The organism is Aeromonas sp. QDB20 (assembly GCF_027707805.1).
Taxonomy (GTDB): Bacteria; Pseudomonadota; Gammaproteobacteria; order Enterobacterales; family Aeromonadaceae; genus Aeromonas; species Aeromonas dhakensis.
In genome coordinates this window covers 62,498-78,922 of record NZ_JAPCJC010000005.1, presented here as the reverse complement: position 1 = coordinate 78,922, position 16,425 = coordinate 62,498, and the positions used below count along the sequence as shown (strand labels likewise).

The 16,425-nt window shown below is 58.6% G+C and carries 17 protein-coding genes; 5 read left to right on the top strand and 12 right to left on the bottom strand.

From position 1 onward, the window contains the following. Positions 1 to 297 precede the first annotated feature (297 nt). The 7 genes from dkgB to PG897_RS07715 all read right to left on the bottom strand — a co-directional run bounded on the left by dkgB (position 298) and on the right by PG897_RS07715 (position 4,424). A complete protein-coding gene (dkgB, locus tag PG897_RS07745; protein ID WP_024942202.1) occupies positions 298 to 1,101 on the bottom strand; it encodes a 2,5-didehydrogluconate reductase DkgB in 804 nt (267 codons plus the stop codon). Positions 1,102 to 1,147: 46 nt separating this feature from the next. After that, positions 1,148 to 1,444 (bottom strand): putative quinol monooxygenase, encoded by a 297-nt coding sequence (locus tag PG897_RS07740; protein WP_024942201.1) that lies wholly within the window; start codon positions 1,442 to 1,444, stop codon positions 1,148 to 1,150. Between the two features lie 130 nt (positions 1,445 to 1,574). After that, positions 1,575 to 2,546 carry a hypothetical protein gene (locus tag PG897_RS07735; protein WP_270828841.1) on the bottom strand — a complete coding sequence of 324 codons (972 nt, stop codon included), beginning with the start codon at positions 2,544 to 2,546 and terminating at the stop codon, positions 1,575 to 1,577. Between the two features lie 282 nt (positions 2,547 to 2,828). Beyond that, complete coding sequence (locus tag PG897_RS07730) at positions 2,829 to 3,194, bottom strand: VOC family protein (RefSeq protein WP_024942200.1); 366 nt, start codon at positions 3,192 to 3,194, stop codon at positions 2,829 to 2,831. Between the two features lie 20 nt (positions 3,195 to 3,214). Continuing rightward, on the bottom strand, positions 3,215 to 3,601 hold the full coding sequence (locus PG897_RS07725; protein WP_017779401.1) for a DUF6404 family protein: 387 nt from the start codon (positions 3,599 to 3,601) through the stop codon (positions 3,215 to 3,217). A gap of 142 nt (positions 3,602 to 3,743) precedes the next feature. After that, positions 3,744 to 3,965, bottom strand: coding sequence for a hypothetical protein (locus PG897_RS07720; RefSeq protein ID WP_162791134.1), 222 nt, complete (start codon positions 3,963 to 3,965; stop codon positions 3,744 to 3,746). 72 nt (positions 3,966 to 4,037) lie between these two features. Further along, positions 4,038 to 4,424 (bottom strand): DUF6404 family protein, encoded by a 387-nt coding sequence (locus tag PG897_RS07715; protein WP_024942199.1) that lies wholly within the window; start codon positions 4,422 to 4,424, stop codon positions 4,038 to 4,040. Positions 4,425 to 4,614: 190 nt separating this feature from the next. Here PG897_RS07715 and PG897_RS07710 point away from each other — a divergent pair, with 190 nt between their 5' ends. Beyond that, positions 4,615 to 5,517: a LysR substrate-binding domain-containing protein gene (locus PG897_RS07710; protein ID WP_024942198.1), complete on the top strand. Its 903-nt coding sequence runs from the start codon at positions 4,615 to 4,617 to the stop codon at positions 5,515 to 5,517. Between the two features lie 92 nt (positions 5,518 to 5,609). On the opposite strand, the gene PG897_RS07705 is transcribed toward PG897_RS07710, so the two are convergent. The 4 genes from PG897_RS07705 to PG897_RS07690 form a co-directional block, all read right to left on the bottom strand. Further along, complete coding sequence (locus PG897_RS07705; RefSeq protein ID WP_017779399.1) at positions 5,610 to 5,846, bottom strand: hypothetical protein; 237 nt, start codon at positions 5,844 to 5,846, stop codon at positions 5,610 to 5,612. A gap of 186 nt (positions 5,847 to 6,032) precedes the next feature. Next, on the bottom strand, positions 6,033 to 8,009 hold the full coding sequence (locus tag PG897_RS07700) for a methyl-accepting chemotaxis protein (protein WP_201881708.1): 1,977 nt from the start codon (positions 8,007 to 8,009) through the stop codon (positions 6,033 to 6,035). 186 nt (positions 8,010 to 8,195) lie between these two features. Further along, a complete protein-coding gene (glpK, locus tag PG897_RS07695; RefSeq protein WP_201881712.1) occupies positions 8,196 to 9,698 on the bottom strand; it encodes a glycerol kinase GlpK in 1,503 nt (500 codons plus the stop codon). 54 nt (positions 9,699 to 9,752) lie between these two features. Continuing rightward, positions 9,753 to 10,601 carry an MIP/aquaporin family protein gene (locus tag PG897_RS07690; RefSeq protein ID WP_005299554.1) on the bottom strand — a complete coding sequence of 283 codons (849 nt, stop codon included), beginning with the start codon at positions 10,599 to 10,601 and terminating at the stop codon, positions 9,753 to 9,755. A gap of 487 nt (positions 10,602 to 11,088) precedes the next feature. Here PG897_RS07690 and glpT point away from each other — a divergent pair, with 487 nt between their 5' ends. Both glpT and PG897_RS07680 read left to right on the top strand, forming a co-directional pair. Then, positions 11,089 to 12,444 (top strand): glycerol-3-phosphate transporter, encoded by a 1,356-nt coding sequence (gene glpT / locus PG897_RS07685; RefSeq protein ID WP_005299556.1) that lies wholly within the window; start codon positions 11,089 to 11,091, stop codon positions 12,442 to 12,444. A gap of 101 nt (positions 12,445 to 12,545) precedes the next feature. Then, complete coding sequence (locus PG897_RS07680) at positions 12,546 to 13,304, top strand: DeoR/GlpR family transcriptional regulator (protein WP_005299558.1); 759 nt, start codon at positions 12,546 to 12,548, stop codon at positions 13,302 to 13,304. Positions 13,305 to 13,383: 79 nt separating this feature from the next. Here PG897_RS07680 and PG897_RS07675 read toward each other — a convergent pair whose 3' ends face one another. Then, positions 13,384 to 13,521, bottom strand: a complete 138-nt coding sequence (locus tag PG897_RS07675) for a hypothetical protein (protein WP_201881713.1) — start codon at positions 13,519 to 13,521, stop codon at positions 13,384 to 13,386. Between the two features lie 104 nt (positions 13,522 to 13,625). Here PG897_RS07675 and glpD point away from each other — a divergent pair, with 104 nt between their 5' ends. Then, positions 13,626 to 15,113, top strand: a complete 1,488-nt coding sequence (gene glpD, locus PG897_RS07670) for a glycerol-3-phosphate dehydrogenase (protein WP_201881715.1) — start codon at positions 13,626 to 13,628, stop codon at positions 15,111 to 15,113. A gap of 99 nt (positions 15,114 to 15,212) precedes the next feature. Beyond that, entirely contained in the window at positions 15,213 to 16,292 is a 1,080-nt protein-coding gene (gene glpQ / locus PG897_RS07665; protein ID WP_017779395.1) for a glycerophosphodiester phosphodiesterase, read from the top strand. Positions 16,293 to 16,425: the final 133 nt, after the last annotated feature.

The window sequence follows — 16,425 nt, the reverse complement described above, 5'->3', positions numbered from 1 at the left end:
GAGGGAAGGCGCTGGGAGATCGGCACGGGCGGCTGTGGTGCTGTGTTGGAGACAAAAAAGCGGGAGGCATGATGCCTCCCGCTCAGGTTCTCGTCGATGTTGTCGGGTTTTCTTTGCTCCCTTCTCCCCTTGCGGGAGAAGGGTTGGGGATGAGGGGGGCCTGATGACCCAAAAAGAGGAGCTTGCCCTCACCCTGACCCTCTCCCACAGGGAGAGGGGATAGCCCGTGGCTGCAATAGGCTCGTGCGGGTTGCCGCTATCCGCCGCCGAAGCGAGAGACCATGGCTCCACTCTCGTTTAATCCCAATCTGGCGCAAAGTCCGGGTCGGCACAGCGCTCGCCCCGCTCCAGGGTGGCGATGGCGGCCAGCTCGTCGGCAGTGAGGGTGACCTTCAGCGCCGCCAGGTTGGCGGCCAGGTTCTCCCGCCTGGTGGAGCTCGGGATCACCGTCATGCCCTGGGCCAGCAGCCAGGCCAGCGACACCTGGGCCGCCGAGACGCCGTGGCGATGGCCAATTTCCATCAGCAGCGGCTCGGTGAGCACCTTGCCATAGGCCAGCGGCATATAGGCGGTGATGGCGATGCCGTGATCTTTGCAGAACTCAACTACCTTGCGGTTTTGCAGCAGCGGGTGGATCTCCACCTGCTGGTGGGCGATGGCGCCCGGCCCCAGAATGTCGATGGCCTGTTTGAGCTGGGCCACGGTAAAGTTGGAGACCCCGATCTCGCGGGTCAGACCCCGGGCCTTGGCCTCGGCCAGCTGCTCTAGATAGACCGCCATAGGCACCTCATCCCTGGGGGAGGGCCAGTGGATCAGCGCCAGATCCAGATAGTCGGTGCCCAGTTTTTCCAGGCTCACCTCCAGGCTCGGGATCACCTTGCCCGGGCCGAACTCGCTGGTCCACACCTTGGTGGTCAGGTAGATATCCTGGCGGGGCACGCCGCTCTCGCGCATCAGCTGGCCCACTTCGGCCTCGTTGGCGTAGATCTGGGCGGTATCGATATGGCGGTAGCCAAGCTCGAGCCCTTGCAGCAGAGAGTCGCGCAGGGGTTGGCCGGTCAGGCGAAAGGTACCAAGACCCAGGTTGGGCATCTTCATCATTTATTCCTCAAATGGGTTGTAAAAATGCGCTCGGCGGCGCGGCACATCAGGCGTCCAGCGGTTGATAGCGGCGAATGGTGCTGCCGGCAAACCAGGGCTCGGCCGTGGTGACAAATTCGGTGAAATGGGGTTGGCCTTGATGGGCGCTGAGGGCGGCCTCGCTCTCCCACACCTCGTAGAGCATCCAGCTGTGGGGATTGTCCAAATCCTGATGCAGCTGGTAGCGCAGGCAGCCAGCCTCCTGCAAGGTGGCCGCGATCAAGGGGTCCAAGGCGGCGCGAAACTGGGGGGCGAATTCGGGTTTGGCTTCAAGCTGGGCAATCACAATCACGGGGGATGACATCTGAACCTCCTTGCAAAAACGAAGGGTCAGTATGCCCGCCGTCTATCACAGGAAACAGGGCGCTGGCCACAAAACAGTATTGAAGGGAGAGCAGCAATCGCGGTAGTGAGATTTTTTATGACTGATTATCTTAATTTGTCATTAGTGACCCTGTTTCTGCTATATGAACCAGTCTTTTGATAATTGAGGATGAGTTCAACGATTGTGTCTGATCTATTTGTAATGAATACCTAAAAAGATTAGCTAGTCTATGTATCTCATCAGTAATAAATTCATTATCCATATCGATGTAGGCCATTAGAAAATATGCGGATATTCTACGGTTGATATTTTCAACATATTCTGAAGTCGTTGGTGCAATATCGCTGGCAACATATTCAAAAAGGCAATATATATAATAAAGTAAATATGGAAGCCTTGTGTATAAATATCGTTGCTGACTATAAATTTGTTCAACACCTGAAAAAATAAAATTTATGTTCAGTAAATCTGTTTTTATCGATGAGTGTTCGGTAAAAAGATGCATCGCATGATTACAAACTCTATCGAAGCTATCATAGCTCTTTTTGTCATACCGTAATTCAGAAATATATTGACTGCTGAATATTTCCCTTAACCCCATCTTATCTAAAACAATGTCTATTCGTTGAGCATGGCCTACTGGCCCACCTCCATTTTTAGGTCTGAGAAATAATGGGTTTTTAGATAAATGCTCTACAAATGAATTTTTATCTATCGCCATTGACTCAAGCAGATATAAGCTTTCCTGTAATGGTTTTCGCAACAATATAAAGGAAACTGCCATTTTACCTTTTTTGGATGTAGATAGGCATTCAAAAATACAATGTAACATGTCTGATAAGACTGCTGGCAGCACAACAGTTCGTATTACTAAATTTCTTTGCTCACTTCTGTTATTTTCTTCAAGCCAATCCAAGATATGTTGGTCGGTCTTTTCTAAAGAAGAAACTTCTTCTTCATTTATATTTATAGACTGATTGAAAACATCATGCATCTCCCCAGACTTAATAAATTCCACCATGACATCGTGAATATATAAACACAATTCATGAGAACGCTCAAATTCTGTCGGGAACATCATTTTTCAGTGTTATCCTGTAATAGTCCTAGCGCCGAAATATAATAGCATGATATCGCATAGAATAAGCAGCTGAAAAATGCTGACTTGCTTCCCAATAGGGGTTAGATGCAGTCTGGCCCAGACCAGACTGCAAATTCATTTTTCGGGGTTCAACAAAGTGGAAGCTGCAGCCAGCGGGAAAATCGAACAGGGACACTAACTATGGTGCCCCCGCGCTAGCTACCTTGCTCTGGGTCTCAGCAATATGGGGCTATAGAACACCAGCAGGGCGCCCTTTTGCCATCAGGCGCTGGCCGGCTCCGACCAGACCGCAAATTCATTGCCGCTGGGCTCGACGAAGTGAAAGCGGCGGCCACCGGGAAAGTCGAACAGGGGGCGAACTATGGTGCCTCCTGCGCTGGTCACCTTGGTCTGGGTTGCGACAATATCGGCACTGTAGAACACCAGCAGGGCGCCGCCTTGCGCACTCTGGCTGCAGAGGTCTGCGCGATAGAAGCCGCCATCCAGCCCTTCTCCCTCGAAGGCGCAGTAATCGGGGCCATAATCGGCAAATTGCCAGCCGAAAGCGGCCTGAAAGAAGGCCTTGGTGGCGGCAAGATCCCTGGCCGCAAACTCCACATAGTTCAGTTTTTCATGGGCCCTGGTCATGAGGATCTCCTTGTCGGTGATTATTTCGGTTGCCAGCGTTTTTGCGTGCGGATCGTGGAGTGGGGCAAAGCGTCCCAAGGAGTCAGTTTGAGCTGCTTGCGCCGAAACCAGAGCCAGGTCGCCATCAGCAGACCAAACCCTATGCCAAACAGCAGGCTCTGGCGCAGGGCGAATGCTGGCGTTACCTCATGTTGCCAGCCGAAGAACCACATCAACACCCCCCAGATAGCGCCAGTGGGGATCCCCAGAGCAAGGACATTGACCAGAAAGCGTTCGTAGTGGGGCGGCCTGATGGTAAACCCAGCCTTTCGTAGCAGCCAGGTGATCGGCGGGTTGTAGTTGAGCGTCTGCACGCCCTTCTCTGCCAGCTCCCGGTGGGCGGCCGCCAGTCTACGTTCGAATTCCATGATGTTTTTCCTTGAGGTGTTTGGTGCCATACGATGCCGGCTTACCGCATTCTACTGGCAAACCCCGAGTGGCATGTGAGCGTGCCGTCACGTTATCTCCTTGTCGTGGCCTGGCCTGGCCATCTCAGGCTGTGGTTACCCATCACGCCAGGGCCGTCATGATGGCTGGATGAAGCCTTCTAGCGACCACCATGCCAAGTAAAATGGAGATAAAGAGAGGGAGAGGATCCCGGCTGCGTCGATAGCTGCGCCAGTTGCCATTATGGTGACGGAACAGCCGGTAGGTGAGAACCACAAGACAAATTGCGGTTTGAATGAAGCAGTTAACTGAAAAACTGATCATGAATTTGACGAAATCGGGCAAGGTGGGAGTCCGTGTCTGTGAGGTTTGCTTTGCAAAAGGGGCATGGCACCTGGTGTCAATCCGCAGGGTTCTTCACGCTTTTTCTGTCGCGCCTGCACTGGTGGATTGGCATGCCAGCTGTTCCCATGGGGTCAAATCAAGCTGCCTGCGCCTTTGCCAGAGCCTGATTAAGGTAACGAGACCAAACAGACCAGCGAATAGAGCTGTGCTGAACAAGGATGATACGAAGGATCTTCCCTCTGGGTGCCAAACGAACGTCCACATAATCAGACCCCAGATCGGCGCGATACTGAGGCTGGCATAAAGAAAATTGACCAGCCAGCCCGCGTAATAAGGTGGCTTGACGGTGCAGCCGAGTTTGCGCAGCAACTTGAACACCCATGGGTTGTAGTCGGATTCCTTGATGCCTTGGTCAGCCAGAGTCTGATGGGCTATGGTCAGCCGTTCTTCAAATGTCATTGATTTGCCTTATATCGAAGCGGCGTCATATGGTACTTTTTTTGCGGCATTCTACGGATTAAGCAGGTTGAGGGATAGCGCGCATATCTGGTTTTTCTCCCTGAAATACCGGCACGGCTGCCAGAGCGCCCTTGCCAACCCAAGGACATTGCGCCTATAAAGGCCCATTACTCTTGTCTGGATTGCAGCAATGAAGACCCATTCTGATGAACTGACCCTGTTTGTAGCGGTGGTGGAGGCGGGCAGCTTTCGCCAGGCGGCGGAAAACCTCGGCATGGACAATTCGGTGGTGAGCCGCGGCATCAAGCGGCTGGAAGAGAAGCTCGCCACCGTGCTGCTCAATCGTACCACCAGGCGGGTCAGCCTGACCGAGGAGGGGGGCTGGTTCTATCAGCGGGCGGTGAAGATCCTGACCGAGATGAGCGAGGCGGAGGGGCTGCTGCTGATGCGCCGCGAGCAGCCGGAGGGGGTATTGCGGGTCGATGCCGCCACTCCTTTCATCCTGCACCGGCTGGTGCCCATCATCGGCGAGTTTCGCCGCCGTTATCCCGCCATCGAGCTGCAGCTGCACAGCTCCGAGGGCTTTATCAACCTGATGGAGCGGCGGGTGGACATGGCCATTCGCATCGGCGAGCTGACCGACTCCTCCCTGCGGGCATTGCCGCTGGGCCGCTCGCGGCTGCGGCTGCTGGCATCCCCCGACTATTTGCGCGAGCGCGGCACCCCGCGCCAGCCGGCGGATCTGCTGAGCGGGCACGAGCTGCTCGGTTTTTTGCATCCCGATCACCTCAACCACTGGCCGCTCTTGAGCCAGGAGCAGGGGGATCGCTTTCCCATTAGCCCGACCCTGCGCGCCAGCAGCGGTGAAACCCTGCGCCAGCTGGCGCTGCGGGGGCAGGGGATCGTCTGTCTGTCGGATTTCATGACCGGGCCGGATCGGACGAGCGGGGCCCTGGTGGAGGTGCTGGCCCGCAGCAACAGCGGCGCCTCGCGTCCCATCAATGCGGTCTTCTACTCCGATGCCCAGCGCGACATCCGGCTGCGGGTCTGGCTCGATTTCCTCAAGGAGCAGCTGGGCAGCCATGCCCTGTGATCCAGCGGTCGGGTGAAGGGGCAGAGGGCTGCACCGGATAAGCAGACGGCCGCCTCAAGGGGCGGCCGTCTGCCTGGGAAGGTGGGGAGGGCTTAGCGGGGCAATCTGCCCCATACCCGGCTGAGCAGAGCGCCACCGATGGCAGGTGGCACGGCCAGCAGCAACGTCCCATACCAGGGGAGCTCAGCCAGGGTGGCGGCCAGGACGATGCAGGTGAGCACCAGCAACTGGGCAACCATCATCAGCAAGGTGCCTTCACGGGGGGTCAGCGCCGCCTTGTGGGTGACACAGGTTTGGGCGGCGGGGGTGTGAGTGGTGGTCGGCTTCATGGCGATGTCCCTGGGTTGCGTCTGATATGACTCAACGATGACTAGCAATGGCCGTTCCAAAGTTTTTCGTGTTACTTATCAAATGGTTGTGTGTGTTCGTGCCATTCCCGTTTCGGGAGTGATGCAAAATCGTTCGCAAAATGAAAACGCCACCCCAGGGTGGCGTCTTGTCTGACCGACAGCGGCTCAGCCGATCCGGTATTGGCGGATCTGCTCGTCTATCGCCTTGGCCAGTTCGAACAGCTCGCGACTGGCGGCATTGCTCTCTTCTGCGTGCTCCCGTTGATGTTCGGCCACCATGGCCAGCTCGTCCAGCGCTGTTCTGGCTTGTCCCATCTGCTGATCCTGCGCCTGGGCCAGCGCACTGATCTCGTTTATTTCGAGGGCGGTCTGCTTGATCTGGCGGCTGGCATCCATCAACACCGCCCTGGCCTGATGCATGCGGTCATGGCTCTCTTCACTCAGGGTGCGGGAGTCAGCCATGGAGCCGCTGGCCTGGCGGGTACCCTCCTGCAGGCGCAGGATGAGATCCTGCACATCCTTGGTGGCGGTCTGGGTGCGCACCGCCAGCTGGCGCACCTCGTCGGCCACCACGGCAAAGCCGCGCCCCATCTCGCCCGCCCGCGCTGCCTCGATGGCGGCGTTGAGCGCCAGCAGGTTGGTCTGGTTCGAGACGTCACGGATGAGGTTCATGATCTGGGTGATGTTGTTGCTGTCCTTGACCACCTCTTCGAGCAGGGCGGAGGAGCTGCCGATGCTGCTGCGCAGGGTATCGAGCTGCTGGGCGCTCTGACTGACGTCCCGTTCGATGGCGAGCATGTGATCGGCGATGCGGTGGGTCACCTCGTTGACCCCCTCAGAGCGACCGGCAATCTGCTCGGCATTGTCGCCGATGAGGGCGACCACGCTGCTCAGCTCCTGGATGCTCTGGGCCTGCTGGCAGGCCTCTCCTGCCAGGGCCTGCGCCTGATGCAGGGATTGGGAGGACTGGGCCGAGAGGGCGCTGCCTGACTGCTGGAAGCGGGAGAAACTCTGGTTCAGGCTCTGGATCAAGCGGTTGAAGCTCTGCGCCATCTGGCCCAGCTCCGACTGATCCGAGAAGTCGAGACGGGTCGCCAGATCCCGATCGGCGGTGATGTGGTGCATGCCGTCGGCGGCCTGGCGAATGGGGCGGCTGATGGAGTGGGCGAGCCAGGCGGAGGCCAGCATGGCGAGCCCGCCGATAGCCAGCGACACCATGATGATAAGCCGGCGGGATTCGCTGCGTCCCTCCTCCAGTTCGGCTGCATTGATCTCGCCTATCAGCAGGCGATTGAGTGCCGGAATGTAGCGCACGGCGATCAGATAGGTCTCTTTCCCAAGCGTCAGCGCCTGGACCGCGACCTGTTCTCTGGCTGCCGGGATCAGCGTCCTGACGGTGTCGAGGAAGGCGCTCTGATGGTGGGCAGCCTCTTTGAGCTCCTGCTCTGGGTGGATCTCGATATGACCCTCCATGTCGGCCAGATAGACCTGCCCGCTCTTGCCTATCCGGTAGCTGCTGATGAGTTTGCGCAGTGCGCTCATGTCGATGGAGGTGCCGGCCACCGCCAGAGTCTTGCCCCCTGCCGTGACGGCGGTATTGATATAGAGGGAGGCGCGCTTGTCAAAGTCGGAGATGTCGAGGTTCAGCTCATTGGACTTGCCCCGTTTAAGAAAGCCGTAAAACCACTCGTCTTTGGGATCCGATGCGCTCAGTCTCTTCTGGGCCGTGGTGCCGTTGCTGAAGTTGAGCAGGGTGGCGCTCTGGCGCGGCGCGATAAACACATTGCCCCCGATGCGTTGCTGCAGTGCTAGAAAATAGCGCTCCATGATCGGCCACTGCTCGGCGGGCATCTCCTGGCTCAGCCAGTCGATGACAAAGCTGTTGCCGGCCAGTGCCTCGGCCTCGGTCAGGTGCTGGGTCAGTTCGGCGGTCAGCTGGTTGGCGATGCGCTCCACGCTGCTTGGCAGCTCATAGCGCTCCACCCGCTGCTGTGCCTGGTCGTGGGAGATCTGCTCCAGGATCAGGGTGATGCAGCTGATGGCAATGATCATCAGGATGGCTACTCCGAGCAGGATCCGGCTGCGGATCCCGAGCCCCGACCAGAGTGATTGCAATCTAACAAGGTGTATCGCCCGCTCCATAACGCTCTCCTGTATTAAATAAGGTCGCATATGCGACCCAAGAGATGATTATAGATAGATAACTCAATTGAGAATGGCTGACATGAAATCGTCATCAAGGCAGGGGCGGCTGGCAGGCCATAAAACAAGAGGCCGACATTGCTGTCGGCCCCTTCAATTTTTATTTCAAGGATATCGCTTGCCCGATCACTCCTCTTCGGCCCAGCGGCGTGAACGCTCGACTGCCTTCTTCCAGCCGTTGTAGCGTTTGGCGCGATCGTCGCGGTCCATCTGCGGGACGAACTCACGGTCCACGCTGAACTTGTCTTCCAGCTCTTCCGAGCTCTTCCAGAAGCCGACGGCAAGGCCAGCCAGGAAGGCGGCGCCCATGGCGGTGGTCTCGATCCGGGTCGGACGCACTACCGGGGTGTGCATCATGTCGGCCTGGAACTGCATCAGGAAGTCGTTGGCTACCGCGCCACCGTCCACCTTCAGGGCCGCCAGCTTGATGCCGGAGTCCTGCTGCATGGCGTCCAGCACATCGCGGCTCTGATAGGCGATGGATTCCAGCGCGGCACGGATGATGTGGTTGCGGTTGGCGCCGCGGGTCAGGCCGACCATGGTGCCGCGAGCATACGGATCCCAGTAGGGGGCACCCAGACCGACGAAGGCCGGTACCAGGTAGACGCCGTTGGTGTCGCCCACCTTGGAGGCGAAGTAGTCGGTATCGCGGGCATCGTGAATGATCTTCAGCTCGTCACGCAGCCACTGGATGGTGGCGCCGCCCATAAACACCGCACCTTCCAGCGCGTAGTTCACTTCCCCTTTCGGGCCGATGGCGACCGTGGTCAGCAGGCCGTTGCTGGAGCGAACCGGCTCGGTGCCGGTGTTCATCAGCATGAAGCAGCCGGTGCCATAGGTGTTCTTGGCCATCCCTTTCTCGAAGCAGAGCTGGCCGAACAGGGCAGACTGCTGGTCACCGGCGATACCGGCGATGGGGATGCGGGAGCCGCCGCCACGGGTGGTGTAGCCATACACCTCGGAAGAGGGTTTCACTTCCGGCAGCATGGAGGCAGGGATGCCCAGCTCGTCCAGCATGCGCTGATCCCACTTCAGGTCGCGGATGTTGTAGAGCATGGTACGGGAGGCGTTGGTCGGGTCGGTGACGTGTACTTCACCGTTGGTCATCTTCCACACCAGCCAGGTGTCGATGGTGCCGAACAGCAGCTCGCCATTCATCGCCTTCTCGCGGGCCCCTTCGACGTTGTCGAGGATCCACTTCACCTTGGTGCCAGAGAAGTAGGCATCCAGCACCAGACCGGTGTTTTCACGCACGTACTCTTCCAGGCCGCGGGCCTTGAGCTCTTCACAGATGGCCGCGGTACGACGGCACTGCCAGACGATGGCGTTGTAGATGGGTTTGCCGGTGGCCTTTTCCCATACCACTGTGGTTTCACGCTGGTTGGTGATGCCGATGGCGGCGATCTCTTCGCTGCGCAGGCCAGTCTTGGCCAGCACTTCGGTGAAGACGGAGGACTGGGTCGCCCAGATCTCCATCGGGTCGTGCTCCACCCAGCCCGCTTTCGGGTAGTGCTGGGTGAATTCGCGCTGGGAGGTACCGACTATGTTGGCGTCCTGGTCAAACACGATGGCGCGGGAGGAGGTGGTACCCTGGTCCAGAGCGACGACATATTTCTTTTCAGCAGACATGATGTTCTCCACGTTTTTATTTTCCACGTTTTTACACGTTGGGGAGGGCCGCTCTTAGGCGGCGGCCTCTTCTTTGGCGGTTTGGGCAGCTTGCTCGGTGGCGGCAACACGGTTGCCCGGCACACAGGGAGCCAACACTTTCACATAGAGGGCGGTACCAATCTGGGCGCCGACGATGGGGCCAAGGATGGGGACCCAGAAGTAGGGGTTGTCACGACCACCGGTCAGGGCCACGTCACCCCAGCCGGCCAGGAAGGCGAACAGTTTGGGGCCGAAGTCACGAGCCGGGTTCATGGCAAAACCGGTTAACGGGCCAAGGGAGGCGCCGATCACCGCGATCAGGATACCGATCAGCAGGGCGGCGGCGAAGCCTTTGGGGGCGCCGTTGTTGTTGTCACCCAGTGCCATGATGCCCAGCATCAGCACGGCGGTGATCACCAGCTCGACGGTGAAGGCCTGCATGTTGGAGAGCAGGGCATTCGGGTAGGTAGAGAAAATGCCGGCGGTGCCGAGGCTCTCGACGCTGCCGCGTACCACGTTGTGGGTCACTTCCCACTGGCTGAAAAGGTTACCATAGAGGAAGTAGACCAGCGCCGCGAAGCAGAAGGCGCCGGCAACCTGGGCGATGATGTAGGGCACTACCTTGCGCTTGTCGAACCCGCAGAAGGTCATCAGGGCCAGGGTGACCGCAGGGTTGAGGTGGGCACCTGAGATGCCGCCGGTCACATAGATGGCGATGGCGACGCCCAGACCCCAGGTAATGGAGATTTCCCATTGCCCGAAGTTGGCACCGGCCAGCACCAGTGCGGCCACGCAACCGACGCCGAAGAAGATCAGCAGGCCGGTTCCGATAAACTCGGCGATGCACTCGCCAAGCAGGGTATTGGGTCTTTGTATGCTCATACCGTTATTCCTTATATCCACCCAGAGTAGGTTTGATGTTCCGTTTTGTTGTTTTTCATTCCCATTGTTGCGCCCGAAAACGTTTCTTCTTGTTTTTTGAGCTGACGCAAACGTTATGCTCGTTTGCGCTCGTTCTCGGACGAGAGAGAAAATAAACCGAAATCGACCATTCACCACTCCCTCCCCGCAGGAAATGTGGACAAGATCCCACTCATTGCTAAGAAAATGTGACGGAAAGCAAGTTGATACCATGATTATACCACTTAGTGGGTAGCCAAAAGCCTTGCTACACAAGGGATTGCGGCTGATGAGTGATTACTCATCTGACACTTTCTTTTGTAATAAAACTGCAATATTTCCGACTACATCACAGATTAAATGTTCACATATGAGCACAATAGGCTCGCTTTCGAATCGGGACTCCTCTGATTGGTCAGCATGGACAGGGCACCCTCAACCGCCCACAACAACAATAAGGAAGCAGAACATGCTTAGTCTCTTCAGGCCTGCACCACACATAGACAGGCTCCCGGCCGACAAGGTCGACCCCTTCTACAAACGCATGCGTTGGCAGGTGTTCTTCGGGATCTTCTTTGGTTATGCCGGTTACTACCTGGTACGGAAAAACTTCAGTCTGGCCATGCCTTATCTCATCGAGCAGGGCTTCTCCCGCGGTGATTTGGGCCTGGCCCTGTCCGGCGTTTCCATCGCCTACGGTCTCTCCAAGTTCCTGATGGGGAACGTGTCGGACCGCTCCAACGCCCGTTACTTCCTCTCCGCCGGTCTGCTGCTGTCGGCCGGTATCATGTTCATGATGGGGACCATGCACTGGGCCACCTCCAGCATCGCCATCATGTTCGTGCTGCTGTTCCTGAACGGCTGGGCACAGGGCATGGGCTGGCCGCCCTGCGGTCGCACCATGGTGCACTGGTGGTCGCAAAAAGAGCGGGGCGAAATCGTCTCGGTCTGGAACGTGGCCCACAACGTGGGTGGCGGCATGATAGGCCCGCTGTTCATTCTGGGGATGGGCTGGTTCAATGACTGGCGCAGTGCCTTCTACGTGCCGGCCGCAGCGGCAGCCGCCATCGCGGTGATCGCCTTCTTCGTGATGCGTGACACCCCGCAATCGGTGGGCCTGCCGCCCATCGAAGAGTTCAAGAACGACTATCCGAAGGATTACAACGAGAGCCACGAGCAGGAGTTTTCCGCCAAGGAAATCTTCATGAAGTACGTGCTGCACAACAAGCTGCTGTGGTACATCGCGATCGCCAACGCCTTCGTCTACCTCATTCGCTACGGTGTGCTGGACTGGGCGCCGACCTACCTGAAAGAGGCCAAGGACTTCAGCGTCGACAAGTCCTCCTGGGCCTACTTCCTCTATGAGTGGGCCGGTATTCCGGGCACCCTGCTGTGCGGCTGGATCTCCGACAAGATGTTCCAGGGCCGCCGCGCCCCGGCCGGTATCCTGTTCATGGTGCTGGTGACCATTTCCGTGCTGGTTTACTGGTTCAACCCGGCCGGCAACCCGACCATCGACATGATGGCCCTGGTCGCCATCGGCTTCCTCATCTACGGTCCCGTCATGCTGATCGGCCTCTATGCTCTGGAGTTGGCACCGAAGAAGGCGGCCGGCACCGCGGCGGGCTTCACCGGTCTGTTCGGTTACCTGGGTGGCGCGGTTGCGGCCAACGCCATGCTGGGTTACACCGTTGACCACTTCGGCTGGGACGGTGGCTTCATGGTGCTGACTGCCTCCTGCTTGCTCTCCATCGTGCTGCTGGCGATGACCCTCAAGCACGAGAACGAGTCGATTGCCGCCAAGGCTGCTGTTCATAAGGCATAAAACGTGATCCTGCCCTTATCGATTGGAAAAGGGATCAGGTAAACTGCCCAAGGCCCCGCATCTGCCGGGGCCTTTTTTCGTCTCATCATCGGAGTTCAAGCGTGAAGCAAACCCAACGACATCTGGAGATCCTGGACGTCCTGACGCGGCAGGGCTTTGTCTCGACCGAGGATCTGGTGACCCATTTTGACGTCAGCCCCCAGACCATTCGCCGGGATCTCAACGATCTTGCCGAGCAGAACAAGATCCGGCGCCACCATGGCGGGGCCTCCCTGCATTCGAGTACCGTCAACACCGCCTACAGCGCCCGCAAGGTGATGCAGCTCAAGGAGAAAGAGCGCATCGCCCGGGAAGTGGCCGCCAACATCCCCGACGGCTCGTCGCTGTTCATCGACATCGGCACCACCACCGAAGCCATCGCCCGCGCCCTGCTCGATCACCGCGAGCTGCGCGTGGTCACCAACAACCTCAACGTGGCCAGCATCCTCACCGCCAAGGATGACTTCACCGTCATCATCGCCGGCGGCGAAATTCGCAACCGGGACGGCGGCATCGTGGGGGAGGCGACCCGCGACTTCATCGGCCAGTTTCGGATGGACTACGGCGTCATCGGCATCTCTGGCATCGACAGCGACGGCTCACTGCTCGATTTTGACTACCATGAGGTGAAGATCGCCCAGGCCATCATCGCCCACTCCCGCCAGGTGTTCCTGGCCGCCGACCACACCAAGTTCGGTCGCAACGCCATGGTCAACCTCGGCAACCTCAGCCAGATCCACGCCCTGTTCACCGATCAGGAGCCGCCGGAGAAGCTGATGCGGCTGATGTCCCAGCATCAGATCGAGTGTCACATCTGCTGAGTCACCGTTAATCCGCTCCAGCATCAGGCCGCCATCGGGCGGCCGCTTCGTTTTCAGCTTTCCGCCTTTCTGCTCGCCTTCATCCCACTGCCGATGCCGCGCTGATCACCCCAAAAAGCGCGAACTCGCTCACAGCCTTGCCCCCGTTTTCCCCATGCCCTGCCGCTTTATCACCGACCGACAGCATTTTTAGCATTGCCAAAACAATCGCGATCACATTTTCTCCATAAAATGTTCGTTTATCATTTTTTCATGCTCTAATATGAGCGAAATCAAACATTGCGACGGTTTCGCAAGATCAAAATAAGAAAGTAGGTGAACATGAGCGAACATTATGATCTGGTCGTCGTCGGCGGCGGCATCAACGGCGTCGGCATCGCGGCCGATGCGGCGGGGCGTGGGCTGAAGGTGGCGCTGTTTGAAGCGCAGGATCTCGCCTCTGCCACCTCTTCCAACTCCAGCAAGCTGATCCACGGCGGCCTGCGCTATCTCGAACACTACGAATTCCGGCTGGTGAAAGAGGCGCTGGCGGAGCGGGAAGTGCTGCTCGGCATGGCCCCTCACATCGCTCGCCCCATGCGTTTTCGCCTGCCCCATCGCCCGCACCTGCGTCCGGCCTGGATGATCCGCGCCGGCCTGTTCCTCTATGACAACCTGGCCAAGCGCGACAAGCTCAAGGGCAGCTGCGGCGTGCGCTTCCTGCCGCAGGATGGCCTCACCGCCGGCATCAGCAAGGGGTTCGAGTACTCGGACGCCTGGGTCGACGACGCCCGGCTGGTGGTGCTCAACGCCATGATGGCGCGCGACAAGGGCGCCGACGTGCAGACCCGCACCCGCTGCGTCAAGGCGGTGCGCGGCTCCAAACACTGGACCCTGACTCTGGAGCGGGAGGGGGGCGAGCAGTTCAACGTCACCTGCCGCGGCCTGGTCAATGCAGCCGGCCCCTGGGTCAAGACCTTCTATGACGAGAGCCTGCACGAGAAATCCCCACGCGGCATTCGCCTCATCAAGGGCAGCCACATGATAGTGCCGCGCATCCATGAGCGCGAAGAGGCTTATATCCTGCAAAACGAGGACAACCGCATCGTCTTCGTCATCCCTTATCAGCAGGACTACTCGCTGATTGGCACCACCGACGTGGAGCACAAGGGCAGCCCACGCGAAGCCAAGATCAGCGACGCCGAGATCAACTACCTGTGCAAGGTGGTCAACGCCCACTTCACCCGCCAGATCGCCCCCAAAGACGTGATCTGGACCTACGCCGGGGTGCGCCCGCTGTGCGACGACGAGTCCGATTCGCCGCAGGCGGTGACGCGCGACTACACGCTGGAGCTCAGTGGCGAATCCGATGGCGCGCCGCTGTTGTCGGTGTTCGGCGGCAAGCTCACCACCTACCGCAAGCTGGCCCAGGCTGCCTGCAACAAGCTCAAACCCTGGTTCAGCCAGATGGGGGATGACTGGACCGCCAACAGCCGGTTGCCCGGTGGCGAGTTCGACTGCTCGGTGCGCGAACTGGCGCGCGCCTTTGCGCTGGAGTTCGACTGGCTCGATGATCGCAGCGCCCTGCGCATTGCCGAGGCCTATGGCGCCCATGCCCGCCTCTGGCTCAAGGAGCCCAGTGGTCAGCACTTTGGTGCCGGTTTGTACGAAGCCGAGGTGCGCTACCTTATCGAGCGGGAATGGGCCTGCACCTTGGAAGACATCCTGTGGCGCCGCAGCAAGCTGGGGCTGCGCCTCTCCGACGCCGAGCAGCAACAACTGGCTGCCTGGCTGAGCGAACACCATCACGCCCTGCCAAAAGCGAGCTGATCCCCTGCGGGCGGCCTCGGCCGTCCGCCGTAAAACTGCAATAAACCTCTGTTATAACAATAACCTACATCCCATAAACAATAACAAAGAGCACCGCGCATGAAAAAACATACTCGCTCCCTGATTGCCCTTGGTCTGGGGGCTGCCTTGGCATTGCCCGCGTTGGCCGCCGAGGAAGGCAAAATCGTGATCGCCCATCGGGGCGCCTCCGGCTACCTGCCCGAGCACACCCTGGAGGCCAAGGCATTGGCCTATGGCATGGGGGCCGACTATCTGGAGCAGGATCTGGTGATGACCAAGGATGACCAGCTGGTGGTGATGCACGATCACTTCCTCGATGGCATCACGGACGTGGCCGAGCGCTTCCCCGGCCGGGCCCGCCCGGATGGTCGCTACTATGTGGTGGATTTCACCCTGGACGAGGTGCGCTCCCTGCGCATGACCGAGCCGTTCCAGCTGGTGGACGGCAAGCAGGTGCCCGTCTATCCGGCCCGCTTCCCGCTGTGGAAGTCCAGCTTCAAGATCCACACCTTCCAGGAAGAGATCGAGATGATCCAGGGGCTCAACAAGAGCACCGGCAAGAACATCGGCATCTACCCGGAGATCAAGGCCCCCTGGCTGTTCCGCCACGAAGGTAAGGACATCTCCAAGGCGGTGCTCAAGGTGCTGAAGGAGTACGGCTACACCAGCAAGAACGACAAGGTCTATCTGCAGTGTTTCGATACCAACGAGCTCAAGCGCATCAACAGCGAGCTGATGCCTGCCATGGGGATGGATCTCAAGCTGGTGCAGCTGATGGCCGAGACCGACTGGAACGAGACCATGGTCTACGATGCCAAGGGCAAGGCGACCCCCTACAACTATGACTGGATGTTCAAGCCGGGCGCCATGAAGGAGATCGCCGCTTACGCCGAGGGGATCGGCCCTTGGAAGCCGATGATAGTGCCGGAGCCGGGTACCCTGGGCAAGCCGACCTTCACCGGCATGGTGAAAGAGGCCCATGCGGCCGGCCTCAAGGTGCATCCCTATACCTTCCGTCAGGATGAGGGCCAGATCCCGGCCTACGCGAAAGACTTCACCGATCTGCTGAACATCTTCCTCTATCAGGCCGATGTGGATGGCGTGTTCAGCGACTTCCCCGACAAGGCGGTCGAGGTGATCAAGACTCACGGCAAATAATAAAAGAAGAGCAACACGGGAATGCAAGCGGGGCCAGGTGCCCCGCTTTTTTATGTCTGCTGGCAAGGGAAATCAGTAAGGGTGTAACTATAAGTTTACGATTTTGGTGTTTTGATCATGTGGCGAGCACTAC

Bases quoted from the DNA above. Each gene is read 5' to 3' on its own strand.
- dkgB (WP_024942202.1), bottom strand. From the start codon at position 1,101: ATGATGAAGATGCCCAACCTGGGTCTTGGTACCTTTCGCCTGACCGGC.
- PG897_RS07710 (WP_024942198.1), top strand. From the start codon at position 4,615: ATGAAGACCCATTCTGATGAACTGACCCTGTTTGTAGCGGTGGTGGAG.
- PG897_RS07705 (WP_017779399.1), bottom strand. From the start codon at position 5,846: ATGAAGCCGACCACCACTCACACCCCCGCCGCCCAAACCTGTGTCACC.
- PG897_RS07730 (WP_024942200.1), bottom strand. From the start codon at position 3,194: ATGACCAGGGCCCATGAAAAACTGAACTATGTGGAGTTTGCGGCCAGG.
- glpD (WP_201881715.1), top strand. From the start codon at position 13,626: ATGAGCGAACATTATGATCTGGTCGTCGTCGGCGGCGGCATCAACGGC.
- PG897_RS07715 (WP_024942199.1), bottom strand. From the start codon at position 4,424: ATGACATTTGAAGAACGGCTGACCATAGCCCATCAGACTCTGGCTGAC.
- glpK (WP_201881712.1), bottom strand. From the start codon at position 9,698: ATGTCTGCTGAAAAGAAATATGTCGTCGCTCTGGACCAGGGTACCACC.
- PG897_RS07700 (WP_201881708.1), bottom strand. From the start codon at position 8,009: ATGGAGCGGGCGATACACCTTGTTAGATTGCAATCACTCTGGTCGGGG.
- PG897_RS07740 (WP_024942201.1), bottom strand. From the start codon at position 1,444: ATGTCATCCCCCGTGATTGTGATTGCCCAGCTTGAAGCCAAACCCGAA.
- PG897_RS07735 (WP_270828841.1), bottom strand. From the start codon at position 2,546: ATGATGTTCCCGACAGAATTTGAGCGTTCTCATGAATTGTGTTTATAT.
- PG897_RS07725 (WP_017779401.1), bottom strand. From the start codon at position 3,601: ATGGAATTCGAACGTAGACTGGCGGCCGCCCACCGGGAGCTGGCAGAG.
- glpT (WP_005299556.1), top strand. From the start codon at position 11,089: ATGCTTAGTCTCTTCAGGCCTGCACCACACATAGACAGGCTCCCGGCC.
- PG897_RS07690 (WP_005299554.1), bottom strand. From the start codon at position 10,601: ATGAGCATACAAAGACCCAATACCCTGCTTGGCGAGTGCATCGCCGAG.
- glpQ (WP_017779395.1), top strand. From the start codon at position 15,213: ATGAAAAAACATACTCGCTCCCTGATTGCCCTTGGTCTGGGGGCTGCC.